The sequence below is a fragment of the Mycobacterium sp. 1164985.4 genome, assembly GCF_001668575.1.
GTDB lineage: Bacteria > Actinomycetota > Actinomycetes > Mycobacteriales > Mycobacteriaceae > Mycobacterium.
Genome location: NZ_LZMD01000034.1, coordinates 17,604 through 40,646 on the forward strand (window position 1 = coordinate 17,604; position 23,043 = coordinate 40,646).

Below are 23,043 nucleotides of genomic sequence, written 5' to 3' on the forward strand. Positions count from 1 at the left end.
CCGGCACCCCGGCTCGGGCTGCCCCTCCCCCGGTCGATGCGACGTCAGCCCGCGCCCAGCTGGTGCAACAGGCCGTACATGTCGAGCTGACCACGATGCGCAACCAGCATGTCGCCTTGGAACCTGTCGATGTGGATCCCGGCGACCGTAACCCTGGTGCCCGACGGCGGTGTGCCGCGGAACTCACCGTCGTGAGTGCCGATGAATCTGAACCGCGAGATGCCGTGCGAACCGTCGACGAGCACCTCCTCGATTTCGTGCCTGCCGTCGGAAAAGCCCCGGGTGAACTCTTCGAGGTGCGTGCGCCACTCCTGCCACCCGCCGACGGCCGCACCGGCGACCTCGACGACCAACCGGGGCGACACCAACGCCTCAACCGTCGCCCAGTCCCGACGATCGATCGACGTATAGAGGCACTCGACGAGGTTGCGGACTTCGTCCTCGGAGAAGCTCACGGCCGCACCTTGGCGATGATTGTCTCGGCGAACCGTTCGATGGGCTCCCGATACCGTTCCACGCCACCGGGTTCCAGGTCCACGCCCATCCACGGGCTGCACATCACCGCGGTGATCCCGGCGTCTTCGGCCCGCTTGTATAGGTCCGGCGACGGGGGTTCGAGCAGCGCCAGCATGATGTCGAACGGTTCGTTCTCGCGGCCGTACTCGCGAAGCAGCGCGCGCAACTTCTGCGCGTAGCCGACGGCCTCGTCCCACTGATAGGCGTAGCCGACCCAGCCGTCGCACAGCCGCGCGGCGCGCCGCAATGCCGCCTCGGACTCCCCGCCGCACAGAATCGGCACCGGCGCAACGGGATGCGGTTCGATCATCATCTCCGGCACCTGGTAGTACTCGCCGCTCCACGACACCCAGCCGCCGCGCCACAGCTCCCGCAGCGCGGGGATCATCTCGTCGAGGCGCTTACCGCGGGTGCCGAAATCCTGGCCCATCAACTCGTATTCCTCGCGCATCCACCCGACGCCTGCGGCCAGCGACACCCGCCCGTCCGACAGCACCGACGCCGTCGCGACCTGTTTGGCCACCTCGAGCAGCGGGCGCGCGGGCGCGATGTAGACGGCGTTGGAGAACCGCAGCCGGCTCGTCACCGCGGCCATCGCTCCGATCTGCACCCAGCAGTCGGGCCAGGCGGTTTCCGGCGCCCACATCGGCTTACCGGTCGGCGAGTCCGGATACGGCGAGCTGAGCTCGCGGGGATAGATCATGTGGTCCGAGCAGACCATCCCGTCGTAGCCGGCCTCGTCGAAGGCGCGGGCGAGCCCGAGAATCTCTGACGTCTTCATGAACGCGGTGCCCGACCAGAACTCCATCCTGTTTCTCTATCGCGAAATCGGGGCAGCATCAATGCCATGCCCACATTGTTGTGGTTTCGTCGCGATCTGCGGTTGCGCGATTCGCCCGCGCTGTCAGCCGCGGCTGCCGCCGACGGTGACGCGCTGGCCTGCTATGTCCTCGACCCCCGGCTCGAAGCGTCGGCCGGCGCCCGTCGGCTGCAGTACCTCTACGACGCGCTTCGCGTTCTACGCGACGGCCTCGACGGCAGGCTGTTCGTGACGCGTGGGCGGCCCGAGAAACGAATCCCCGCTGTCGCCAAGGCGATTGGCGCGTCCGCGGTCCACGTCTCGGCCGACTTCACGCCGTTCGGGCGTCGACGCGACGACGCCGTGGCGGCCGCACTCGGCGACATCCCGCTCGAGGCGACGGGCTCGCCGTATCTCGTATCGCCGGGGCGGGTGACCAAACCCGGCGGCAGCCCGTACAAGGTCTTCACCCCGTTCTACAGGGCCTGGCGTGAACACGGATGGCGCGCGCCCGCTGCGTCGAGCCCCGAATCGGCGCGCTGGCTGGACCCCTCGAAGATCCGCGGCGCGGTGCAGATTCCCGATCCTGGGGTCGAACTCGACCTGCCCGCCGGCGAGACCGCCGCGCTACAGCAGTGGAAGTCGTTCGTGAGCGACGGACTCGACACGTACGCCGACGACCGCAACCGCCCCGATCTCGGCGGCACCAGCCGCATGTCGGCGCACCTGAAGTTCGGCACCATCCATCCCCGCACCATGGCCGCCGACCTGGGCCGGGGCAAGGGCGCGCAGGCGTACCTGCGGGAGTTGGCGTTTCGCGACTTCTACGCCGCGGTGCTCGCCGAATGGCCCCGCAGCTCGTGGTGGAACTGGAATTCCGCGTTCGACGACATGGAGGTCGACGACGGCCCCGAGGCGCAGGAGCGGTTTGAGGCCTGGAAACAGGGCCGGACGGGCTTTCCGATCGTCGACGCCGGTATGCGCCAGCTCGCCGAGACCGGGTGGATGCACAACCGGGTCCGCATGATCGTGGCGTCATTCCTGGTCAAGGACCTGCACCTACCGTGGCAGTGGGGTGCGCGCTGGTTCCTCGACCAACTGGTCGACGGCGACATGGCCAACAACCAGCACGGCTGGCAGTGGGTCGCGGGCACCGGGACCGATGCCGCGCCGTTCTTCCGCATCTTCAACCCGACTACGCAGGGTGAGAAGTTCGATCCCGACGGCGGCTACGTGCGGCGCTGGGTACCCGAGGTCGACAACGACGGCTATCCCGCGCCGATCGTCGACCACGCCGCCGAACGCAAAGAGGCGCTGCGCCGCTACGCCGACCTCACTTGATGATCTGGCCGCCGTCGACCGGCAGCGCCACCCCGGTGACGTAGCGCCCGGAGTCGCCGCACAGGTACACCATCGCGTCGCTGATCGCCTCCGGCTCGACCGGCGGCACATTGAGCAGTGGCTGCTGGGAGGCGCTGAAGGCCGGATGCTCACCGGACCATTCGGCCAGCGCCTCGTTGTAGATCATCGGCGTGGCCACGCCGCCGGGATGAACGGAGTTGACGCGAATGTTCTTTTCCGCCAACCCTCGTGCGAAGTGGCGCATCACGCCGATGACGCCGTGCTTGGCGACGGTGTATCCCGCCGCGCCGTGGTTCATCGTGCCGAAGTCGACGGTGACGGGTTTGAACGCGGCCGCCGAGCTGGTGATCACGATCGCGCCGCCGTCGCCGTGGGCGAGCAGGGCGGGCAGCGTCGCGGTGATCGTGTAGTAGACGCCGTTGAGCATGACGTTGACGGCGTCGATGAACGCGGCGATCTCGCCTCCCTGCTCGCCCGCCGCCGGCAGGATCCCCGCGTTGGCGAGCACGAAGTCGATGCGTCCGAGCTCCGCGGCGCCCTTGGCCGCGATCTCCTGCAGCCGCCCGAGGTCGCGGACATCACCGTGTTCGGCGACGATCCTGCGGCCGGTCTTCTCCACGAGGTTGACGGTCTCGTCGAGGTCCTCCGGGGTGGCCATCGGATAGGCGACGCTGTCGATCTGCTCACACAGGTCGACCGCGATGATGTCGGCGCCTTCCTCGGCGAATCGAACCGCGTGCGCGCGGCCCTGGCCCCGCGCGGCACCGGTGATGAACGCGACCTTGCCCTCGAACATCTGCCGTTGTGCTCCTTGCGCCCGCGGTGTCATGACGGATCACCCTACGGTCCGTGCAGTAGGCCCCCTGTTTTGGGCATATGCCAGAATGTCGGCAGTACCGAGCCCGACCATGAGGAGCAGCCGTGGCCAACACCGAGGTGCAGCGACACACCGGGGTCGACGTCGAAGACGTGCCGTCCGCCGAGTGGGGCTGGTCGAAGGAGAACCCGAAGTTCTTCCACATCGGCGGCATCATCGCGGCGCTGTTCCTGCTCGCCCTCATGCACGGCAATCACGTCGGACGCGTCGAGGATCTCTTCCTCATTGGATTCGCCGTCGTAATTCTGGCCGCGGTCGCCCGCGACTGGTGGCTGCGCCGCCGCGGCTGGATTCGCTAGACCGGGTTCAGCGGCCGGAAGGACTCGATCCCCAGGTCGAAGAGCGTCTCGGTGGCGCCGACGGCGGTGGTCACGTCGGCCGCAGCCAGGGCCCGGGCCTTGAACGCGCGGGCCGCGACACTCAGCCGATGCTCGGTCGCCTCGACGCGACCGCCGAGTTCGGCCGGCCACTCGTCGCCCCACACCATCACCTCGGCGCCGCGCTTCACCAACTCGAAGACGTGGGCCCGCACCCGCGGATCGTCACGCAGTAGCTCCGCACCGACCGCGAGCGCACCGTCTCGGGCCGCGTCGCGCAAGGCGCTGTGTGCGCCCTGACGGGTGGCGTTGGCGCCCAGGATGGTCAGCGCCCGCACATCAGTGCAGTCCTCGACCCAGACGTTGACGTCCCAGCCGGCCCGCGCGCGGTCGAACAGCCAACCGCCCGCGCGTCCAACCAGGTCGGCGAGGTTCGTCGCCAGAATGCTGAGCTGATGCTGCTTGACCGGGTCGTCGGCGGCCAGGGCGCCGTCGGCCGACACGACGTCGTCGGTAGAGGGTCGAGTCGCCATAGTTCCTATCCGATCGGGTCAGCGACGCCGGTCGAGGAGGCGTCACGGCGCCCCTAGAGCGTGACACTATTGTCGCGATCTGTAAAGGTTCGGTGTCGCGTCGGTCAGCGCGAGGCGACGGCCAGAGGCAGAGTCGAAGCCACCGGGGTCAGCTCGCCGGACAACCCCGCGGCGCGGCGGATCTCGACGAAGGACTCGATCAACGCGTCCGTCGCCTCGTGAGGATCGTCGAGCGTGCGGTCGTCTGTCAGCACCGAGATGGCGAGCTGGTCGACGTAGCTCCACACCGTGATGTTCATCCCGCTGCCGGTGACGACCGGTCCGACAGAGTAGATCTCGCTCAGCACACCACCTGCGATGTGGCCGCGATCGCGGGGTCCCGCGACGTTGGAGATGGTCAGGTTCATCACCGCGCCGGACTCCATTCGGCTCGCCTGCATCCGAAAGAATCTGGGCGCCAACGCCGGTGGCAGATACGACATCCACGCAGGCAGCACCGTCGGCCCGAGCAGCTGGTGACTCTCCTTGGCGATCTTGGTCGCCACCGCGGTGAGCCTGACCCGTTCGAGCGGATCTGCGATGTGCACCGGCAACGACGGCATCATGTAAGTGAACTCGTTGCCCGTCAAGCGATCTCGCGACGGGTCGGTGCTGACCGGCACGCCGGCGATCAATGGCTCGTCGGCGGTCCCGTCGTAGCGCTGCAGCAGCGTGCGCAGTGCCCCGGCCGCGGTGGCCAACACGATGTCGTTGAGCGTCACGCCCAGATGTCTGCTGGTCTCCTTGACCTCCGCCAGCGACAGCGGCGCCGTCGCGAATCGCCGCCCCGGCGACACGACGTGATTGAGAAACGTCTGCGGCGGGGCGAAGTTGCGCGCCAGATCGGGATGACGGCCCCGCTCCCTGGCGCGCTTGCGTACCCGCGACACGCCGGCCGCCGTTTCGTTGAGCAGCCGGGGCAGCCGCCGGATGAGCTGGGCGTGGTCGCGACCTGCGGCCTTGAGCAGTTGCGCCGTGGTGCGCAACGAGGGGTCGGCGACGACCCGAACTGGCGACGGCGCCTCGGGTTCGAGTGCCTTGGCGAGTTGGTTGGCCGAGGCGACGCCGTCGGCCAGCACGTGATGCACCTTGTGGACGATCGCGACGCGGCCGTCGGCGAGGCCCTCGACGACGTACATCTCCCACAGCGGGCGGCTGCGGTCCAGCGGCGTGCTGGCGATCTCGCCGATGAGGTCGTCGAGTTCACGCCTGCCGCCCGGCGGCGCGACGCGCGCCCGGCGCAGGTGGTAGTCGAGGTCGATGTCGTGGTTCTCCCACCACATCGGGTGGTGAAGCCGAAGCGGGATGTCGACGAGTTGGTAGCGCAACGCCGAGAGCGCCATCAACCGCGGATAGGCGACCCGCCGGAACATGTCGAAGCTGTAGTCCTCGATGCCCGACACGTCGAGGATGCCGATCTTGAGCGTGTGCATGTGGATCTCGGGCGTCTCGCTGTACAGCATCAACGCGTCCACACCGTTGAGTCGCTTCATTCCTCCCCGCATCCCGCCTCGCCCAGGCAACGCCTACCGGTTTCCCAATCGTGCTCCTCCTCAAGCACGTTCGCTGGGGAGGTGACGATGAGCCCGAAATTTGTAAGGCTGACCGGCATGAGTCTCGTCGCCGCCCGCGGACCGCTGGGCAACGATCCGGCCGGCTGGTTCACGCCACCGCTGCCCGCCGACGTGGTGTTCGTCGAACCGCATCCGCGCCGGGTGCAGGCACTGCGCAACGGAAACACGGTGCTGGACACCGAGCGCGCCTTGATGGTGCACCGTCGCGGCCACCCGCTCAGCTACGCCTTTCCCGTCGACGAGGTCGGCGACCTTCCGTGCGAGCCCGTCGACGAGGCGCCCGGCTACGTCCGCGTGCCGTGGGACAGCGTCGACACATGGCTGGAAGAGGGCCGCACGCTCGTGCACTATCCGCCCAACCCGTATCACCGCGTCGACTGTCGTCCGACCCATCGCGCGCTGCGCGTGACGGTGGCGGGCGCATCGCTGGTCGACACGGCCGAGACCGTGATCGTCTTCGAGACGTCGCTGGAGCCTCGCCTCTACGTCGACCCGGCGCACGTGCGGACCGAACTGCTGCGGCCGTCGTCGACCACCAGCTACTGCAACTACAAGGGCTACGCGTCGTATTGGTCGGCCGTCGTCGGCGACACCGTGGTTGAGGACGTCGCGTGGAGCTATCCGGACCCGCCGCCCGAGACGCTGCCGATCGCGGGCTTCTTCAGCTTCGACCCCGAGCGCGCCGAGGTGTCGGCCGAACTGCCCGGCACCTGATCACCGCCGAATCTGAGCTTCTGCGCGAGTTTCGCCCCCGATATCGCGCATAAGTTCAGTCTCGGCGTCAGGACTTGGCGATCACCGACTCGCCGAACCGCTGGATGGCTTCGAGCACGTGCGCGAGGCTGTCGCCGGGCAGACCGACCTGAACCCACGTCACCCCGAGCTTGGCCAGCTTCTCCAATCCGGAGAGGTACTCATCGGGGTTGAAGTCGTCGCCGCCGGGAGCGCCGCCGTCGGGGTTGGTGAAGGTGATGTCGATGCGCGACCAGTCGCGGCCCGCTTCGTCGAACCGGCGCCGCAGATCCTCGACGCCCGATGCGAGGGCCTCGACATCCATGGGCGCCGTACGCGCGGTCTGGGCCAGCACGCCCTGCGCGGGGAACGGGCACCATCCGTCACCGTGGGCGACGACGCGCTTGCGGGCGGCGGTGGTGTTGCCGCCGATCCAGATGGGTGGATACGGATCGCTGACCGGCCGGGGGTGTGCGGTGATGCCGCTGGCGGTGAAATGTCGCCCCTCGTAGGAGAAGTCGTCGGTGGTCCAGATTCCGCGGATGACCTCCAGCGCCTCCTCGAACAGCGCGGCCCGCTCCTCGAAATCCACGCCGAGCGCGGTGAATTCCCGCTTCAGATAGCCGACGCCGACGCCGAGCGTGAACCGCCCGTCGGACAACAGGTCCAGGGTGGCACCGGATTTGGCGACGACGAACGGGTTGCGGTACGGCAGCACGACGATATTCGGGATCAGCCGCAGGCGGGTGGTGACCGCGGCGGCGTAACCCATCGCGACGAACGGGTCCACCGCGTCGTGGCCACCGGCCTGCAGCCAGCGCTGTGTCGGCGCCGGGTGGTCGGTGAACCCGAACCCGTCGAAACCCGCGGCCTCCGCAGCGGTCGCGACCGTCGCGATCCCCCTGCCGGTGACAAGCTCCGAGTTATACGGGTGGGTGTGCATCGGGTGGGTGAAGGTGAACCGCATATCGTGTCCCGTCTAGAACATTCTTCTCGTTTTCCGAGAATGTCGTTACCATGCGAACCGCGGAAAGTACAGCTCCAAGGTGATGGGGAGGCGATGGGCACTACCGACCTGGCGAGGCCCGAGATCGGCGTCTACCTGCCGCAGATGGGCTTCACCTACGAACAGATGCTGGAACGCACCCGGCGCTGCGAGGCGCTCGGCATCGACTCGCTGTGGCTCTACGACCACCTCTACGGGCCTGGCGTGCCGGACTATCCGTCGCTGGAGGCGTGGACGCTGGCCACCGCGCTGCTGAGCAACACCGAACGCATCCGGATCGGACATATGGTGCTGTGCAACCAGTTTCGCCATCCCGCGGTGCTGGCCAAGATGGCCACGACGCTCGATCAGATCTCCGCCGGCCGCCTGCAGCTCGGCCTGGGCAGCGGTTCGATCGAAGACGAGCACATCCGCACCGGGCTGCCGTGGGGATCGTTTCGCGAGCGTTCCGAGCGCCTCGGCGAGACGCTGGAGATCCTGGCGCAGGCCTTCTCCGACGAACGAATCGACTTCAGCGGCAAGCACTTCACCATCACCGACTTTGCGGTGAAGCCCGGTCCGGTCCAGCGGCCGAGGCCGCCGATCGTGGTCGGGGGCGTCGGCGAGAAGTACACGCTGCCGCTGGTGGCCCGATATGCGGACGTGTGGAACGTGCCGACGTACGCGCTGGGCCAACTGCAGCACAAGGTGTCGGTGCTGCGGACCATCTGCGAGGACGTCGGCCGGGATCCGTCGACCATTGTGTTGTCGGTCGAGGCCGTGATGGCGCTCGCGCCCGACGACGCATCGGTGACGGAGGTGCGTGGGCTGGCCGAGAAGCGTTTTGGTGCACCGGCGTTCGGCCTCGAGGAGGCGGGCTTGATCGGGACACCGCCGACCATCGTCGACCGTCTCCACGAGTTACGGGAGCTCGGTTTCGGCCAGATCGTGCTGTTCACACACGATCGCGCGTCGGACCGGACGCTGGATCTGCTGGCCGCCGAGGTGATCGCGCGACTCTAAGCGGACCGCTTCGCCGGGGACGAGTAGCTCGGCCGGCCGAGTCCCAGCGCGTGCTGGGCGATCATGTTGCGGAACACCTCCAGCGTGCCGCCGTAGATGCCGGCGGGCCCGGCCAAGCGGAATGCGTACTCGACTCCCCCACCGCCCGCGACGCCCTCCGCCCCGACCGGCAGGCTGCCGGGCGTCCCCAGCAGGTCCATCAGATCCGGTGCGACGTCACGCATCGTCTGCGCGTTCGCCACCCGACCGAACATGTCCGGCGTGCTCAGGGCCGCCTCGATCCGCGCCACGGCGCGCCCGAGCCGGTACCGCGCCGAATCCTCGTCACTCACCACGGCGGCGATCTGGTCGACGGCCTCGGCGAGCAGTAACAGGTGCTCGCTCATCGTCGCCAGCTTCTGCAGGCCCTGCTTGTCGCGTTCGATGGTGCCGTGTTCGGCGTTGAGCGCCTCTCGCAGCACCGACCAGCCGCCGTTCACGGCACCCACGCGGAATTTGTCGTCGACGCGGACGTCGCTGTAGAAGGTGATGTTGGTGCGGTCACCGTCGACGGTTCGGATCGGCTGGATCTCGATGCCCGGAGACGACAGCGGCACCAGGAACATCGTGAGGTTCTTGTGCTTCGGCGCCTCGGGGTCAGTGTTGGTGATCAGGAAGACGTACTGCGCGTTGTGCGCGTTCGACGTGAACATCTTGGAGCCGTTGATGATCCAGCTTGACCCGTCCGCTTCCCGCACCGCGCGGGTCTTGCACGTGGCGACGTCCGAGCCGCCCTCGGGTTCGGTGTAGCCCAGGCACAGCCGGCAGTGCCCCGACAGCACGTTCGGCAGCACCTCCTGCTTCAACTCCGGCGTGGCGAACTGCTCCAGGCAGCGCGCCACCATCATCGTGGTGGGCCAGTGAAACCAGGGTGCGTGGGAGCGGCCGATCTCCAGCTCCCAGATGCGGCGGCGGATGGCGCTGAAGCCGCCGTCGGCCTCGGAGTTGAATTCCGCCGCGAGGTAGCCCCGCTCCGCGAGCGCGAGATGGACACCCTCGTCGAAGTTCTCGCCGGTTCGGCGGTCCCGTTCGATGACCTCGTCGGTGACGACGGACCGCAGGACGTCACGAACCTCGTCCTGGAACGCCCGGTCGTCCTCGCTCAATCGCACACGAGAGAAGTCCACCTGGACACCGTGACACTTCTGCGGTTAGTTGTAAAGTCTGAACCCGTCCCTCCACGGAAGGCAGCACATTGGGCATCGTCACAACCAGTTCGCAAACCGCGTTCACCGTCGAGGCGGAGGCGATCTACGACTTCGTGACGAACCCGGCGAACTGGCCCAAGACATACCCCACGAGCGCCCACATCGGCGGCCTACCGGACCATCTGCCTCTGAAGGTCGGAGACACCTGGACCGAGACCGGTCCCGACGGCGACCGCGTGTTCACCTGGCACCTGGCCGTCGCCGCGCGCCCGACCATTTGGGTGTTCACCTCGATCGGCCGCCTCGGCCACGACCGCGACGGCAACGGTGGCATGGAGGGCCGAATCACCGTGGAATACCACTTCACCCGGCCCGGCGAGGACATCACGCTGTTCACCCGCACGATGACCGTCGAGGCCTACAAGCACGTGCCCCTGCCGGACGGGTTCTTCCGTGCGGTCAACCCGGCGCACATCGACGAGTACCACGCCGCGATCGCCCGCGAACTCTCCTGAAATTCCGCGAGCGTGCGTGTCTGAACACGACACGCCGCCATTTCTCAGCACTTTGCGCACCGTCGCAGCCGGCGAGCGCGCGCACACTACGAGCCGTGCAGCGCCCGACGCAGCGCCGCGCCCTGCAGCTCGAACAACCGGACGCTGATCTCCCATTCCGGAACCATCGAGTCGAACCCGTGGAACGTGCCGGGAAACACGTGCAGTTCGGTCGCGACGCCGGCGTGCATCAGTCGCTGCGCGTACTCCACGGCTTCATCGCGCAGCGGGTCAAGCTCCGAGCAGCTGATGAACGCGCCTGCCACGCCGGCCAAGTGAGCGGCCCGACCGGGGACCGCGGCGACGTCGGCGGAGGCGTCCCCCAGGTAGTGCCGCCACATCAGCTCGGTCGCGGGCCCGTCGAAGCCGGGTGTCGTGACGAACTCTCGCTTGGATTCGGTCGGCCGGTCGTCGAGCACCGGCTGGTGCAGCAGCTGGAACACCACCGGCGGCGCCGCCGACTCCGCCGACCGTTGGGCGAGCCCCGCAGCCAGCGCACCACCGGCGCTGCTCCCCGCGACCGCGAGCCTGGTGGCGTCGAGCCCGAGTTCTGTCGCACATTCGTCGGTCCAGTTCAGCACCGCCAGCGCGTCATTCAGCGCGGCCGGGAACGGGTGCTCGGGTGCGAGCCGGTAATCGACCGAGAGCACCGTGCAACCCCCGCGCCGGGCCAGCTCGACGCACTGCAGGTGATCGGTGTCGAGGTTGCCCAGCACAAACGCCCCGGCGTGGCAGTAGATCACCGCCGGCGATGGTGCGGCCGCTCCGCGGTAGATGCGCACCCTAACCGAATCAGCCACGCGCTCTTCGATTTCGACGACGATGTCGTTGACCGCCCTGGCGGTCTCGGCGCGGCGCTGATTGAGTGAATCGCGGACGACGCCGAGCAACCCCGGCGACAGATCGGTCCGGGCCTCCGCCAGGTGGCGCAGCGCGGGGTCGAGCCGGTCGACGATGGTCACGACGTCAAGGCCTCGCAGCGGCCCGAGTCTCTGCCGCTGCCCGGTCCTGCCGAGCCGGCTCGAATGTGTAGTCGGATGCCGTGAACCTTCGTGTCATACCCCAAAACGCGCGGGCGCTGCGCGGCCACTGGGTGACCACACGGCCGTTCGCGGCGCGGAAGTAGTTGCTGCACCGGGTCAGCCAGACGGTGCCCTCCATCCAGCGGTCGACCTTGGCCAGGAACGCCGCCATCGCACTCGGCCGGACCGCGATGTACGACTTGCCCTTACGCCGAAGGTGTCTCAGCGCCCGCACGATGTAGTGAGCCTGCGCCTCGAGCATGAAGATCACGCTGTTGGACCCGACGTTGGTGTTGGGGCCGTACAGCATGAAGAAGTTGGGAAAGCGCGGCACCGCCATGCCCAGGTAAGCGTACGCACCGTCGCTCCAGGTCTCACGTAACGAGACCCCGTCCTCGCCGACGACGTCGATCTGACCGAGATAGTCGGCAGCGGCGTAGCCCGTCGCGCACAACACCACGTCGACGTCGAGTTCGGTCCCGTCCTCGGTGATCAACGACCTCCCCCGCAGCGATCGCGCCGGGCTCGCCACGACCTCGACGTGCGGTTGCGTCAGGGTCTGCAGGTAGTCGGTTGCGAACACCAGCCTCTTACAGCCGAGCGGATGATGGGGGGTCAGCTTGCGCCGCAACTCCTCATCGGGCACGGCCGCCTCGAGCACCTTGAGCGCGATGCCCGTGAACTCCTGCGTCTTGTCGCTGCCGTTCTCGATGACCGAGATGTTCGACTCGCTGCGCAGCCACAGCCGGGTCCGGTAGATCCTCTTGGCGAGGGGGACGTACCGGAACATCCACCTCTCCCGCTCGGTGTAGGGCCGATCGGGCTTCGGCAGGATCCACGTCGGCGAGCGTTGCACCGAGTACACCCGATCGGCCACCTTGGCGACTTCCGGAACGAGTTGTGCCGCAGTCGATCCCGTTCCCAGCACCGCGACCCGCTTACCCGCCAGGTCGACGGAGTGGTCCCACCGCGCCGTATGCATCACGGCGCCACTGAACGGCTCCTCTTGCACCAGGTCGGGCATGACGGGCCTGGTGAACAAGCCGACGGCGGAGACCACCACGTCGAAAGTGAACTGTTCACCGTTCGCGGTCGTCAGCCGCCAATCCTCGCCCGACCACCGCGCCGAGGTGATCTCGGTGTTGAGCCGAAGATGCGGGGCGAGTTCGTGGCGCCGCGCACAGCGTTCGAAGTACTCGAGGATCTCCTTCTGGCCCGACCACAGTCGCGACCAGTCCGGGTTGAGGTCGAACGAGTAGGAGTACAGGTGCGACTTCACGTCGCACGCGAGGCCCGGATAGGTGTTGATGCGCCAGGTGCCGCCTACGCCATCCTCGCGGTCGAAGATCGTGAAGTCGCGAAACCCCGCCTTGCGCAGAAAGATCCCGAGCGCTAGACCCCCGGGTCCTGCGCCGATGATGCCCACCGAGAGGTTCACGTCCGGAGGCATTGTCCACCATCCACGACGAGTTCTGCGCCGGTGATGAACGATGCGTGGTCCGACACCAGATAGGCGACCGCATCGGCCACCTCCACCGGCTGACCGAGCCGGCCGAACGTCGCGGTCAACCTGCTCTGTGTCGCGTCGTCGAGCATGGGCGTGGCGATCGGCCCGGGGAACACCGCGTTGACGCGGATGCCGTCGCCCGCCAGTTCGGCCGCGCAGACCTGGGTGAGCCCGCGCAGCGCCCATTTCGACGACCCGTAGGCGGCGTGCACGGGGAACGCCCGCACGGCACTGGTGCTGCACGTGTTGACGATCGCCGCGCCGTCGGCCTTGCGAAGGTGTTCGAGTGTCGCCTGAACGCCCAGGAACGGGCCGAGACAGTTGACCCGCCAGCTGGATTCGAACCCTTCTGGGGTCTCGTCCGCCAACGACGCCCTGTGCAGCACCCCGGCGTTGTTCACCAGCGTCGTCACCGGACCAAACATGTCCGCGACAGTCCGCACCGCGGCGGCCCACTGTGCGGGCGACGTCACGTCTAGGTCGACCGCGATCACGCCGTCGTCGCCGAGCTCGCCGACGGATCGTTTCAACTCGTCGGCCAGCACATCACAGGCGGCGACACGGAAACCGTCCCGGCGCAGGCGCGCCACGATCGCCGCACCCTGTCCCCGAGCGGCGCCCGTCACCAACGCGACCCGTCCATCGGCGGTCACCGGGCCTCCCGCAGGATCTCGGACGCGCCGTGCCGCAGCGCTTGCGACTCCGAGGCGAGCGTCAGCATGCGAAAGCCCAACTCCGCCATCTTCTTTCCGGTCTTCGCCGCACCGGCGTGGATGGCAGGGATCAGTCCCGCGGCCGTGGCGGTGGCCGCGACGCGGGCGATCGCGTCTTGTACGGCCGAGGCGTTCCACGCTTCGGCGGGCGTGTGCCCCAGCGAGATCGCGAGATCGGCCGGCCCGACGTAGACACCGGTCAGGCCCGGTACGGCGCAGATCTCGTCGAGCGCCGCCAACCCGGGCGCGCTTTCGATCATCACGAAAACGCTCACCCGCGCTTCGTGTTCGGCAGGCTCACGGCCGAGGCTGGGCCGCAGCGGCCCGTAGCTGCGCACACCCGCGGGCGCGTAGCGGGTGGCCGCGACGGATGCCGCCGCCTGCTCGGCCGATTCGACCATCGCCACGATGACGGCGTCCGCGCCCGCGTCGAGCACCCGGCCGATGGGCGCGGCATCGGGCGAGGCGACGCGCACCGCGGTGGCGATCGGTACGTGCTCCAGCCGTCGCAGCAGCAGGGCGACATCGGCATCGTCGAGGTAGCCGTGCTGGATGTCGAATCCGACGTAATCGTAGCCGGCTTGGGCGAATTCTTCGGGTCCGATGATGGTGGGCCCGACGATCCAGCCGCCCCACACCCGCTCTCGCGCGGCCAATGCGTCCTGCAACCTGCTGGTGATCATTCCACGATCGCGATCTTGATGCGGTTCGGCGACGGACGGCACGCGAGCTCGAACGCCGCCTGGGTGTCCTCGACACCGAAGGTGTGTGTCACGTAAGCCGGTAGCAGATCGGGATGGTGCCGGGCGAATTCGTTGGCCGCGGTAAGCATCCGGCGCCGGTCGAGGGTGACGCCGGACTTGAGCGTCAGGTTGTTGCGGAGCATCGTCCGCATGCTAATCGGGTAGCTGTCGTCCTCGGGCACACCGAAGTAGAAGACGGTGCCGCCGGGGGCGGCGGCCGCGATCGCATGCCCGAGCGTGGCGACCTGATGGCCGACGGCCTCGACCACGACGTCGGGACGGTCGCCGGCCTCGAGGTGGCTCACCCAGCGGTCGCTGGTGGCACGCACGATCGTGTCGACGCCGAATTCCTTGGCCACCGCGTCTCTGTCCACGGGGTCGACTCCGGTGACCCGCCGCGCGCCGAACGCCTTTGCCGCGTAGGAGAACAGCAGGCCGATCGACCCCTGTCCGATCACCGCGACGTGCAGGCCTCTGAGTTTGGGCAGTTGTTCGATCGCATAGAGCACGCACGCCAGCGGCTGCAACGCGACGGCGTGCTGCGGGCTCAGGGTGTGGTCGTAGTACGACAGCCCGTCACCGTCGGCGACGACGTGTTGCATCAGCCCGTCGAAGCCGGACGCCCAGCCGACGACGCTGTCCCCCACACCGTGGCTGCGATGTCTACTGGCGATCACCTCTCCGACGACCTCGTGAATCGGGAATCCGGGCATCTCGGCCGCGCTCAACCCGCGGTCGCCCGGAATCTTGCCCCGCACACCGCGAAACGGCGGAAGGTCACTGCCACACACGCCCGCCGCGCGGAACCGCAGCAGCACCTGCCGGTTCCCCAGCGACTCCGGGGTCTTTTCCGGGATGTCCTGGCGCTCGAACGTGTAGGGGGCGGCCAGCCGATAGGACCACATATCAGGCGCCCTCCACTTGGACCTCGACAGGGACACTGCTCCAGCCCCACTGGAAGCTCGATGGCGGCCGCGACGCGGCCTCACCGTCGATGCGCCACCCGCCCACACGCTTGAGCCATTCGGTCACCATGATGCCGATCTCCAACCGCGCGAGGTGTACGCCGAGGCAGAAGTGTTGTCCGCGACCGAAAGCCAACAGCCGTTCGATGGGGCGGTCCCAGATGAACGCGTCGGGGTCGGGATACTCGCGATCGTCGCGATTGGCCGACGCGAGCAGCGTGATGATCCGCTGACCGGGCTGCAGCGTGGTGTCGTGGATGGTGAACGGCTTGCGGACCGTGCGTGCGAACCACTGTGCGGGCGCGCAGTAGCGGATCATCTCCTCGCGCGCGACAGGTACGTTGACGTCGAGATCACCACGCACTGCGGACAGCTGGCCGGGCCGAAGGCCCAGCTCCCACAGGCCGTGCGCGACGATCTTCGGCACCGTTTCCGTTCCGCCGATGAAGATTCCGAGGAGCTGCGTGGCCGCCTCAACGTCGTTGAACGCCGAGCCGTCCGGCAGCCGGTACGCGATCAGGTTGTCGGCGATCGGATTCTCGCCGGGAGCTACCCTGCTGCGCTGGATGATCGGGACGAGGTACTCCAGGTAGCCGGGCCGCGCGTTGGCCACCTCCACCCCGCTGCCCGGTTGCGCGAGGCTTCCGGCGTTGACTGTCGCCAGCACATCGCTCGCCAGATCGGCGGGAAGGCCGAGCAATTCGCACACCATCGATGCAGCGACGATGCCACCGTAGTCCTGGGTGAGGTCGAACGTGCCGCGCGGCAGCAGTTCGTCGAGGCGCTCGTTGGCCAAGGCCCGGATGCGGTCGGCCAGCTTGGTTACCGACCTCGGCCGGAACAGGGCCGACGTGCACCGGCGCACCGTGTCGTAGATCGGTGCGTCGAAGTTCGCGTGGAACGGCGTGGGGTGCAGCGCCGGATCCGGCACGGGACCGTCGTTGCGGGTCCCGAGAATCGTTGCGGCGGGCAGCGTTCCCTCGGAGGCGACGAACGTGCCGTCGTTGACCTCCAGCACGCGCCAGATGTCCTCGAACCGCGACAGGGCGTACGTGTCCCACTTCTCCACGTAGTACACCGGGTACCGGTCGCGCAGTATCCGGTAATACGGCTGCGGATCGGCCATCACCGCCGGATCGAACGGATCGTAGGAGAACGTCTCGAGCACAGAAGTATTCATTGCAGCGGTGAGGGCGGTAGGGCCTGCAGGATCGAGTCTTCCCAGCCATCGCGAAGCGCGGGCGCGACGCTCATCCACGTGACGATCTCGGCAGGCGGACTGTCCTTCCACGACGGGTAGTGGTTGGCGAAACAGTCCCAGTCGCCGTCGAGCGCCCAGTAGTGGATGACCTCGTTGAAGCGGAACGTCGTGATGAACGAACCAAGCCAACGCTTTCCGGTGCGCTCCGACCACGGCACATACAGCCGTTCCAGCTCGCGGATGTAGTCGTCCTGCCGGCCCGGTTTGGTCTGCATGATCTCTTGAATCACGAGACCCGCACCGAAGTTCGCCTCCTGCAGTTGCGCGAGCGTCCGATTGTATTTGCCCGCGTACATGATGCGGCCCTCCCCGGAGGCGCCGATCTCGGCGAGAAACGTCGACCACTTCGCCGCCGCTTCCTCATGGGTACCACCCCTGGCTTGCGCCTTGCCGATGCGCGCATAGTCGGCGAACTTGTCGATCTCCCAGACGATCGTGACCTGCGGCCAGTGACCGTTGTAGGGAGTCGTTTCCCACATCGCGAACAGCCGCGCACCGAGACCGGTCATCATCGGCTGGTAGACGTCGCTGAACACCTCTGTGAACCGGTCGGAGCGGCCGGAACCGAGCGCGATGGTCTCGTGGAGATAGAGCAGTGTGTGACCGTAATACTTCTTCATGACCTGCACCAGTTTGACAGTGACACCCTGCGAGCGTGACACTTGTCGCGTGTTTTGTAAAGGTGTGTGGGAATGAGCCTGACACCGCTTGCGAAGGGGTTTTGCTTCGGTGAGGGACCGCGCTGGTTCGAGGGTCTGCTGTGGTTCTCCGACATGCTCGGCGAGGCCGTGCACACCGTCGACCTCAACGGTGACCTGACGGCGCTGCCGTTGCCCGGGCATGCTCCGTCCGGCCTCGGGTTCCGCCCCGACGGGTCATTGCTGATCTCGTCCACCGAGTCGCGCCAGATCCTGCTCTACGACGGCGAGCACGTCACCACGATGGCCGACCTGACCGCGATGGTCCCGGCCCCGCTCGGGGACATGGTCGTCGATGACGACGGCCGGGCCTACGTCGGCTCGCAGGCACGAGAGGACGGGGTGATCGTGCGGCTCGATCCCGACGGCACCTCCACCGTCGTCGCCGACGGCCTCGACTTCCCCAACGGCATGGCCATCACGCCCGACGGCGCGACGCTGATCGTCGCGGAGTCGACCGGACGCCGGTTGACCGCATACAACATCGCCGGCGACGGCGCGCTGTCCGATCGGCGGATTTTCGCCGACGGGCTGGACGGACCGCCGGACGGCATCTGCCTCGACGCTGAGGGCGGAGTGTGGGCCGCGATGACGCTCGCCCATCAGTTCGAGCGGATCATCATGGGCGGCGTCGTCACCGACCGCATCGACATCGGCGGCCGCACCGCAATCGCCTGCGCGCTGGGCGGTCCCGAGCGGCGCACACTGTTCCTGTTATCCAGCACCGACGCCTACCCGCAGCGGCTCAAGGGCACCAAGCTGTCGCGCGTCGATGCGATCACCGTCGACGTACCGGGAGCCGGGATACCGTGAGCGATTCTTACTACGAGCTCATCGACGACGCCGATCCGCTCGGCGAACGATTCCGCGCGACGGACCTGGTCCGCAGCACCTGGTCGGCCGCGATCCAGCACGGAGCCCCGGTGTCGGCCATCCTCGTGCGGGCGCTCGAAGGCTGCGAAGCCCGCGACGACACACGCCTGAGCCGGGTGCTGATCGACCTGCTCGGCGGTGTGCCCGCGGAAGGCGACCTGTGGGTGCGGTCGCGAATCGAACGCTCGGGCAAGCAGATCGAGCTTGTCAGTTCCGAGCTGCTGGCCCAGCGTCCCGACGGTGACGCGCGGCCCGTCGCGCGCGCCAGCGGATGGCGGCTCACGACCGTCGACACCGGCGCCGTACAACACGCGCCGGCACCGGCCCTGCGGCCGCTGTCCGAGGCGAAAAGCCGTGACATGAAGAAGGATTGGGACCGTAACTACGTCCACAGCCTCGACTGGCGGTGGCTGACAGAACCGTTGAGCGAGGGCCCCGGCGAGTCGTGGATCCGCCCCGAGGTCGATCTGGTCAAGGGCGAGACCATGACACCGCTTCAGCGGTTGTTCGCGGTAGCCGACGACGCGAACGGCATCGGCGCCAAACTCGACATCCGCCGCTGGACGTTCATGAACACCGACCTCGTCGTCCATGTGCACCGGATCCCGGCCGGCGAGTGGATCGGCATCCGCGCGGAGACCAGTTACGGACCCGACGGCATCGGGACGACGCTCGGCACACTGTTCGACGAGTCCGGCGCGGTGGGCGCGATCCAACAGTCGGTGCTCGTGCGGCCGCTGCCGGGACGCTGATCAGGGCGTGCAGGCGCCGGTCGCGACCGGCGTGCGGGCCCGCGCACCATCCATCACCAGTGTGGAGACCTGCTTGGCGGTGAGCACGAACCCGGTCTCGGGATCGTCGATGGCCGCGCCGAAGGTGATCCCGAGCACCCGGCCGTTCAGATCGATGAGCGGTCCGCCCGATCCGCCGTGCCGGATCGGCCCTCTGATGACGTAGACCTCGCGATTGACCGTCGTGGTCCGGTAGATGTCCGGCACGAGAAGCTCCATCACCCTGCGGATGCGCGCTGGGGTGGCCACGAACGGCCCTCCGCCGGGATAGCCGAGCACCATGACATCCGTGCCGGTGACGGCGGGATGCTGGTCCAAGGGCAGCGTAGGAGCATGCAGGTCGGGCACGTCGAGCACGGCGACGTCCATCGCCGGGTCGTAAATCACCACGGTGGCGGGAATTTCCCGGTCACCGAGGAAGACGCTCACGGAGTCCGCGCCCGCGACGGCGTGCGCGGCGGACATCACCCTGTTCGGCGCGACGACGACGCCGCTGCCGTCCACCGTCCTCGCGCATTGAAGCGCCTCGGTGTGAATGCGGACCACACTGCGCGCCGCCTGCGTGACGACCGCGGCGTCGGCCAGCGTTTCATCGGGCGCGGCGACCGTGGTGATCGCGATCGGAGTTGGCTCCTGTGCGATGAGGTCGAACGATCCTCTGAGGGCACCGCAGCCGGTCACGCCGATCGCGACCAGGCACACCGCAAGCAACCTCGACCTCATTGCGGAAACGATAACTCCGCCGAGCCGGATTGGCGGGCAAGCCGCTCGACGCTAGTCGATCAGGCGCAAGGCGGCGGCCGGACACTGTGTCACGGCTTGGCGCATCCGCTCCCTATCGGACTCGGGCCGCTCGGGCTCGTGGATCAGCACGATGCCGTCGTCGCGCACCTCGAACACCTCCTCGGCGATCGACTCGCAGATTCCGTGGCCGGTGCATTTGTCCAGATCGACTTCGACGTGCATGCCCAACTCCTAGCGAACGACAGCGGGTAGCCGTTTGACGCCGTGCACGAAACTGCTGTACAGCAGGTCGGGCTCGCCGAACTCGATCGTCGTCAAACGGGTTAGCAGCTCGCGGAACAGGTTTCGCAGCTCGGTCTTGGCCAGCTGGCTGCCCAGGCAGAAGTGCGGGCCGCCGCCGCCGAACCCGAGGTGCGGGTTGGGCGAGCGGGACAGGTCGAACGCGCCCGCGTCGGCGAACACGGTTTCGTCTCGGTTGGCCGAGCAGTAGAACAGTGCGACCTTGTCCCCCGCCTTGACCGGCTGACCATTGATCTCGGTGTCCTCCACGACGAAGCGTGCGAACTGCAATACCGGCGATGCCCAGCGGACGAATTCCTCGACGGCCCAGCCGATCCGGCCGTCGAAGTCCTCCATCAACCAATCGCGTTGGGCCGGGTTGTCTTGCAGCGCCATCATCGCGTGCGTCGTTGCCTGCTTGGTGGTGTCGTTGCCGGCGGAGGCCAACAGGATCAGAAAGGATCCGATCTCCTCGTCCGTCAATCGGTGACCGTCGACCTCGGCGTTGACGATGCTGGTCATCAGGTCGTCGCCGGGGTGGGTGCGCCGGAACTTGGCCAACTCGACGCCCGTGTTCGACAACAGCGTGATCTGGGCGACGGGGTCGGCGACGCGTTCGTCCTCGGTGGCGTATTCGTCGTCAGTCATGCCGAACAGCTTCTCCGCGGCGTACGCGACGGCGGGCTGGTCGGCGCTGGGCACCCCGAGCATTTCCATGATCGTCAGCATCGGCAGCTGAGCCGAACACGCCGCCACGAAGTCGACTTCGCCTGCGCCGACGAGGTTTTCAACGATGGTGACGGCGTTCTTGTGGATCTGCTCCTCGATCAGCCGTACGTTACGGGGGGTGAACGCCGAACTGATCAACCGGCGGTACACGGTGTGCTGCGGCGGGTCCATGGTCAAGAAGAACGAGGCGAACCGCTGGATCTCGGCGGGCATCGGGTTCAGCGCAATGCCCTGCGCCGAGGTGAACAGCTCGGGATGTTGGCTGACGTACGCGATGTCCGCGCGCCGAGTCAACGCCCAGAATCCTGGCTCCTCCAGCTCGAACATCGAGGGCAGCGGGGGATGCCAGCTCAACCCGTCCGCGGCCCGCAATCGCGCGAACGTCTCGTCGCGCACGTCGAACGGCTGGCCCCAGAACTCTTCGGACGTGATGTCGGCAGCGCTGTGTTCGCGGGCTGATGTCACCGAATCAGCGTGACACTTCGTCAAATGTTTGTAAAGCTAGTGTGGTGCCGGTAGCCGATGCAGATTCTTCGACGCGCGAACGCATTCTCGCCGCGACCGCGGAGGTGCTCGGCCGTCACGGCATGACCAAGCTCAGCCTTTCCGAGGTGGCGCTGCAGGCGCAGGTTTCGCGGCCCACGCTCTATCGCTGGTTCGCCTCGAAGCGGGACCTGCTCGATGCGTTCGTGGTATGGGAGCGCCAGTACTACGAACGCGCCGTCGCCGAGGCCACCGCGGACCTGCCGCCCGGTGAACGCCTCGACGCGGCGCTGCGGGTGATCGTCGACTATCAGCAGTCCTATCCGGGGCTGCGCATGATCGACATCGAACCCGAACAGGTGATCAAGCGGCTCGCACGCGTGATCCCGTTGATGCGACAGCGATTGGAACGGCTGGCGACCGGACCCGATCCCGGCCTGGCCGTTGCGACGGCGGTGCGAGTTGCCGTGTCGCACTATCTGGTGCGCAGCGACGACGACGCCGACTTCCTCGCGCAGTTGCGCCACGCCGCGCGGGTCAAGTCCCACTCCCCTTGAGTTCGGCCAGGATCTCGTCGGTGTGCTGACCCAATTTCGGCGCGACCGAGCGCGGCTCCCACGGCGTGCCCGCGAAGTCGGCCGGTGAGGCGACCATCGGCGCGGCGCCGTCGCCGTCGGGCACATAGACGATGCCGCCGGCAGCGTGGAACTGATCGTCGGCGACGACGTCCTCCAGCGAGTTGATCGGCGCCCAGAACAGCTCCGGTTCCTCCGCGAAGATCTCCGCCCATTCGGCGAGGGGTTTGGCGGCGAAGATCTCGTCGAGCTCGGCGATGAGTTCGACCGCGTTGACTGCCCGCGCCCGCGGAGTGTCGAAGCGCGGGTCGGTCAGCCACTGCCCGCGCCCGACCGCGCGGCACAGCGGCGGCCAGTGCCTGCCGGCCTCCAGTCCGACGATCCAGAAACGACGTCCGTCCCCCGCGGTGTAGTTGTTCATGCACGGGTTGCCCATCGTCTCGCGCTGCCCGATCGCGATCGAATTACCGGTCAGCAGAAAGGTGTTGAGGTCGAAGCTCACCGTGTAGGCGCCCTGTCGGTACAGCGAGGTGCTGACCAGCTGGCCCTCGCCGGTGCGTCCGCGGGCGACCAACGCCGCGCAGACCGCTGCAGCCAGCGTCATGCCCGCCGAGTGGTCGCCCATCCCGCCGCGCTGAAACGGCGGGGTCTGGCCGGGACGGGTCAGCAAGTGCGCCAGGCCCGCTCGCGCCCAGAACGCCGCGACGTCGTAAGCGGCCCGGTCGGCGTCGGGTCCGCTCTCGCCGTAGCCCGTGATCAACCCGTACACGAGCCGCGGGTTGTGCGCGGCGACCGTCGCGAAGTCCAATCCCATGCGGGCCAACGCACCGGACCGGACGTTGGTGAGGAAAACGTCTGCGCCGTCGATCAATTCGCGAGCGGTGTCACGCCCGTCGGCGGTGGTCGTGTCGAGCACGATGCTGCGCTTGCCGCGGTTGTCCATCTCGAACGGCGGGCTCACGTCGCCGTCGACACCGAGCATCTTGCCGAACAAACGCGCAGGATCGCCGGTCGGGGGCTCGATCTTGACGACGTCGGCACCCCAGTCCGCGAGGATCCCTCCGGCCGCCGGCCCGGCCACCCACACGCCGAGCTCGACCACCCGTACCCCCTCGAGCGGACCCGCCATCGACACCTTCTTTACATTTATATGCGGATTTGT

Annotated in this window: 26 protein-coding genes; 8 read left to right on the forward strand and 18 right to left on the reverse strand. The window is 67.6% G+C overall.

Annotated features, from left to right (window positions below; translation table 11 throughout):
• Positions 1–44: 44 nt before the first annotated feature.
• The gene (locus A5650_RS04665) at positions 45–455 is read right to left on the reverse strand and encodes an ester cyclase (RefSeq protein WP_067286762.1); all 411 of its coding nucleotides are present in this window, start codon (positions 453–455) and stop codon (positions 45–47) included.
• On the reverse strand, positions 452–1,324 hold the full coding sequence (locus tag A5650_RS04670) for a TIGR03619 family F420-dependent LLM class oxidoreductase (protein ID WP_067286765.1): 873 nt from the start codon (positions 1,322–1,324) through the stop codon (positions 452–454). The genes A5650_RS04665 and A5650_RS04670 overlap by 4 nt, the downstream gene beginning before the upstream one ends.
• Before the next feature lie 39 nt (positions 1,325–1,363).
• Between A5650_RS04670 and A5650_RS04675 the strand changes: the two genes are divergently transcribed.
• Complete coding sequence (locus A5650_RS04675; protein WP_067286768.1) at positions 1,364–2,656, forward strand: cryptochrome/photolyase family protein; 1,293 nt, start codon at positions 1,364–1,366, stop codon at positions 2,654–2,656.
• Here A5650_RS04675 and A5650_RS04680 read toward each other — a convergent pair.
• Complete coding sequence (locus A5650_RS04680; RefSeq protein WP_231992540.1) at positions 2,649–3,506, reverse strand: mycofactocin-coupled SDR family oxidoreductase; 858 nt, start codon at positions 3,504–3,506, stop codon at positions 2,649–2,651. The genes A5650_RS04675 and A5650_RS04680 overlap by 8 nt on opposite strands.
• Before the next feature lie 92 nt (positions 3,507–3,598).
• On the opposite strand from A5650_RS04680, the gene A5650_RS04685 reads away from it, so the two are divergent.
• Positions 3,599–3,853: a DUF2631 domain-containing protein gene (locus A5650_RS04685; RefSeq protein ID WP_067084737.1), complete on the forward strand. Its 255-nt coding sequence runs from the start codon at positions 3,599–3,601 to the stop codon at positions 3,851–3,853.
• Here A5650_RS04685 and A5650_RS04690 read toward each other — a convergent pair.
• Together A5650_RS04690 and A5650_RS04695 are read right to left on the reverse strand one after the other, a co-directional pair.
• Positions 3,850–4,404, reverse strand: coding sequence for a hypothetical protein (locus tag A5650_RS04690; RefSeq protein ID WP_067286773.1), 555 nt, complete (start codon positions 4,402–4,404; stop codon positions 3,850–3,852). The genes A5650_RS04685 and A5650_RS04690 overlap by 4 nt on opposite strands.
• A gap of 104 nt (positions 4,405–4,508) precedes the next feature.
• Positions 4,509–5,936 carry a WS/DGAT/MGAT family O-acyltransferase gene (locus A5650_RS04695; RefSeq protein WP_082950610.1) on the reverse strand — a complete coding sequence of 476 codons (1,428 nt, stop codon included), beginning with the start codon at positions 5,934–5,936 and terminating at the stop codon, positions 4,509–4,511.
• A 117-nt stretch (positions 5,937–6,053) separates the two neighbouring features.
• On the opposite strand from A5650_RS04695, the gene A5650_RS04700 reads away from it, so the two are divergent.
• Positions 6,054–6,731 carry a DUF427 domain-containing protein gene (locus A5650_RS04700; RefSeq protein WP_067286777.1) on the forward strand — a complete coding sequence of 226 codons (678 nt, stop codon included), beginning with the start codon at positions 6,054–6,056 and terminating at the stop codon, positions 6,729–6,731.
• 67 nt (positions 6,732–6,798) lie between these two features.
• On the opposite strand, the gene A5650_RS04705 is transcribed toward A5650_RS04700, so the two are convergent.
• Positions 6,799–7,716, reverse strand: a complete 918-nt coding sequence (locus A5650_RS04705; RefSeq protein WP_067286780.1) for an LLM class F420-dependent oxidoreductase — start codon at positions 7,714–7,716, stop codon at positions 6,799–6,801.
• A gap of 108 nt (positions 7,717–7,824) precedes the next feature.
• Between A5650_RS04705 and A5650_RS04710 the strand changes: the two genes are divergently transcribed.
• Positions 7,825–8,757 (forward strand): LLM class flavin-dependent oxidoreductase, encoded by a 933-nt coding sequence (locus A5650_RS04710; protein ID WP_067286915.1) that lies wholly within the window; start codon positions 7,825–7,827, stop codon positions 8,755–8,757.
• On the opposite strand, the gene A5650_RS04715 is transcribed toward A5650_RS04710, so the two are convergent.
• On the reverse strand, positions 8,754–9,923 hold the full coding sequence (locus tag A5650_RS04715; RefSeq protein WP_067286783.1) for an acyl-CoA dehydrogenase family protein: 1,170 nt from the start codon (positions 9,921–9,923) through the stop codon (positions 8,754–8,756). The genes A5650_RS04710 and A5650_RS04715 overlap by 4 nt on opposite strands.
• Before the next feature lie 68 nt (positions 9,924–9,991).
• Between A5650_RS04715 and A5650_RS04720 the strand changes: the two genes are divergently transcribed.
• On the forward strand, positions 9,992–10,459 hold the full coding sequence (locus tag A5650_RS04720) for a polyketide cyclase (protein ID WP_067286786.1): 468 nt from the start codon (positions 9,992–9,994) through the stop codon (positions 10,457–10,459).
• Positions 10,460–10,545: 86 nt separating this feature from the next.
• Here the strand turns inward: A5650_RS04720 and A5650_RS04725 are convergent, their stop codons facing one another.
• From A5650_RS04725 to A5650_RS04755, 7 genes are read right to left on the reverse strand one after another with little or no spacing between them, the layout of a single operon-like run.
• The gene (locus A5650_RS04725) at positions 10,546–11,460 is read right to left on the reverse strand and encodes an alpha/beta hydrolase (protein ID WP_067286790.1); all 915 of its coding nucleotides are present in this window, start codon (positions 11,458–11,460) and stop codon (positions 10,546–10,548) included.
• A 4-nt stretch (positions 11,461–11,464) separates the two neighbouring features.
• Positions 11,465–12,970, reverse strand: a complete 1,506-nt coding sequence (locus tag A5650_RS04730; protein WP_067286793.1) for a flavin-containing monooxygenase — start codon at positions 12,968–12,970, stop codon at positions 11,465–11,467.
• Complete coding sequence (locus tag A5650_RS04735) at positions 12,955–13,680, reverse strand: SDR family NAD(P)-dependent oxidoreductase (protein WP_067286796.1); 726 nt, start codon at positions 13,678–13,680, stop codon at positions 12,955–12,957. The genes A5650_RS04730 and A5650_RS04735 overlap by 16 nt, the downstream gene beginning before the upstream one ends.
• Positions 13,677–14,423 carry an HpcH/HpaI aldolase family protein gene (locus tag A5650_RS04740; protein WP_067286800.1) on the reverse strand — a complete coding sequence of 249 codons (747 nt, stop codon included), beginning with the start codon at positions 14,421–14,423 and terminating at the stop codon, positions 13,677–13,679. Before A5650_RS04740 ends, A5650_RS04735 begins: the two co-directional genes overlap by 4 nt.
• The gene (locus A5650_RS04745) at positions 14,420–15,388 is read right to left on the reverse strand and encodes a zinc-binding dehydrogenase (protein WP_067286803.1); all 969 of its coding nucleotides are present in this window, start codon (positions 15,386–15,388) and stop codon (positions 14,420–14,422) included. The genes A5650_RS04740 and A5650_RS04745 overlap by 4 nt, the downstream gene beginning before the upstream one ends.
• 1 nt (position 15,389) lies before the next feature.
• Entirely contained in the window at positions 15,390–16,628 is a 1,239-nt protein-coding gene (locus tag A5650_RS04750) for a cytochrome P450 (RefSeq protein ID WP_067286807.1), read from the reverse strand.
• Entirely contained in the window at positions 16,625–17,329 is a 705-nt protein-coding gene (locus A5650_RS04755; RefSeq protein ID WP_067286918.1) for an NIPSNAP family protein, read from the reverse strand. Before A5650_RS04755 ends, A5650_RS04750 begins: the two co-directional genes overlap by 4 nt.
• Before the next feature lie 72 nt (positions 17,330–17,401).
• Between A5650_RS04755 and A5650_RS04760 the strand changes: the two genes are divergently transcribed.
• Complete coding sequence (locus A5650_RS04760; protein ID WP_067286811.1) at positions 17,402–18,220, forward strand: SMP-30/gluconolactonase/LRE family protein; 819 nt, start codon at positions 17,402–17,404, stop codon at positions 18,218–18,220.
• Positions 18,217–19,032 carry a thioesterase family protein gene (locus tag A5650_RS04765; protein ID WP_067286814.1) on the forward strand — a complete coding sequence of 272 codons (816 nt, stop codon included), beginning with the start codon at positions 18,217–18,219 and terminating at the stop codon, positions 19,030–19,032. The genes A5650_RS04760 and A5650_RS04765 overlap by 4 nt, the downstream gene beginning before the upstream one ends.
• Here A5650_RS04765 and A5650_RS04770 read toward each other — a convergent pair whose 3' ends face one another.
• Genes A5650_RS04770 through A5650_RS04780 form a run of 3 tightly spaced genes read right to left on the reverse strand, consistent with a single transcriptional unit; the run spans position 19,033 to position 21,288 of the window.
• Positions 19,033–19,794 (reverse strand): MarP family serine protease, encoded by a 762-nt coding sequence (locus A5650_RS04770; RefSeq protein ID WP_082950611.1) that lies wholly within the window; start codon positions 19,792–19,794, stop codon positions 19,033–19,035.
• 51 nt (positions 19,795–19,845) lie between these two features.
• On the reverse strand, positions 19,846–20,037 hold the full coding sequence (locus A5650_RS04775) for a ferredoxin (protein WP_067286820.1): 192 nt from the start codon (positions 20,035–20,037) through the stop codon (positions 19,846–19,848).
• Between the two features lie 9 nt (positions 20,038–20,046).
• A complete protein-coding gene (locus A5650_RS04780; RefSeq protein ID WP_156744009.1) occupies positions 20,047–21,288 on the reverse strand; it encodes a cytochrome P450 in 1,242 nt (413 codons plus the stop codon).
• Positions 21,289–21,332: 44 nt separating this feature from the next.
• On the opposite strand from A5650_RS04780, the gene A5650_RS04785 reads away from it, so the two are divergent.
• The gene (locus A5650_RS04785) at positions 21,333–21,863 is read left to right on the forward strand and encodes a TetR/AcrR family transcriptional regulator (RefSeq protein WP_231992542.1); all 531 of its coding nucleotides are present in this window, start codon (positions 21,333–21,335) and stop codon (positions 21,861–21,863) included.
• Here A5650_RS04785 and A5650_RS04790 read toward each other — a convergent pair.
• Entirely contained in the window at positions 21,844–23,010 is a 1,167-nt protein-coding gene (locus tag A5650_RS04790; RefSeq protein WP_067286824.1) for a CaiB/BaiF CoA transferase family protein, read from the reverse strand. The two genes, A5650_RS04785 and A5650_RS04790, sit on opposite strands and share 20 nt — an antisense overlap.
• Positions 23,011–23,043: the final 33 nt, after the last annotated feature.

Bases quoted from the DNA above. Each gene is read 5' to 3' on its own strand.
- A5650_RS04770 (WP_082950611.1), bottom strand. From the start codon at position 19,794: ATGAGGTCGAGGTTGCTTGCGGTGTGCCTGGTCGCGATCGGCGTGACC.
- A5650_RS04690 (WP_067286773.1), bottom strand. From the start codon at position 4,404: ATGGCGACTCGACCCTCTACCGACGACGTCGTGTCGGCCGACGGCGCC.
- A5650_RS04775 (WP_067286820.1), bottom strand. From the start codon at position 20,037: ATGCACGTCGAAGTCGATCTGGACAAATGCACCGGCCACGGAATCTGC.
- A5650_RS04675 (WP_067286768.1), top strand. From the start codon at position 1,364: ATGCCCACATTGTTGTGGTTTCGTCGCGATCTGCGGTTGCGCGATTCG.
- A5650_RS04705 (WP_067286780.1), bottom strand. From the start codon at position 7,716: ATGCGGTTCACCTTCACCCACCCGATGCACACCCACCCGTATAACTCG.
- A5650_RS04670 (WP_067286765.1), bottom strand. From the start codon at position 1,324: ATGGAGTTCTGGTCGGGCACCGCGTTCATGAAGACGTCAGAGATTCTC.
- A5650_RS04700 (WP_067286777.1), top strand. From the start codon at position 6,054: ATGAGTCTCGTCGCCGCCCGCGGACCGCTGGGCAACGATCCGGCCGGC.
- A5650_RS04755 (WP_067286918.1), bottom strand. From the start codon at position 17,329: ATGAAGAAGTATTACGGTCACACACTGCTCTATCTCCACGAGACCATC.
- A5650_RS04730 (WP_067286793.1), bottom strand. From the start codon at position 12,970: ATGCCTCCGGACGTGAACCTCTCGGTGGGCATCATCGGCGCAGGACCC.
- A5650_RS04750 (WP_067286807.1), bottom strand. From the start codon at position 16,628: ATGAATACTTCTGTGCTCGAGACGTTCTCCTACGATCCGTTCGATCCG.
- A5650_RS04745 (WP_067286803.1), bottom strand. From the start codon at position 15,388: ATGTGGTCCTATCGGCTGGCCGCCCCCTACACGTTCGAGCGCCAGGAC.
- A5650_RS04680 (WP_231992540.1), bottom strand. From the start codon at position 3,506: ATGACACCGCGGGCGCAAGGAGCACAACGGCAGATGTTCGAGGGCAAG.
- A5650_RS04695 (WP_082950610.1), bottom strand. From the start codon at position 5,936: ATGAAGCGACTCAACGGTGTGGACGCGTTGATGCTGTACAGCGAGACG.
- A5650_RS04740 (WP_067286800.1), bottom strand. From the start codon at position 14,423: ATGATCACCAGCAGGTTGCAGGACGCATTGGCCGCGCGAGAGCGGGTG.
- A5650_RS04790 (WP_067286824.1), bottom strand. From the start codon at position 23,010: ATGGCGGGTCCGCTCGAGGGGGTACGGGTGGTCGAGCTCGGCGTGTGG.
- A5650_RS04760 (WP_067286811.1), top strand. From the start codon at position 17,402: ATGAGCCTGACACCGCTTGCGAAGGGGTTTTGCTTCGGTGAGGGACCG.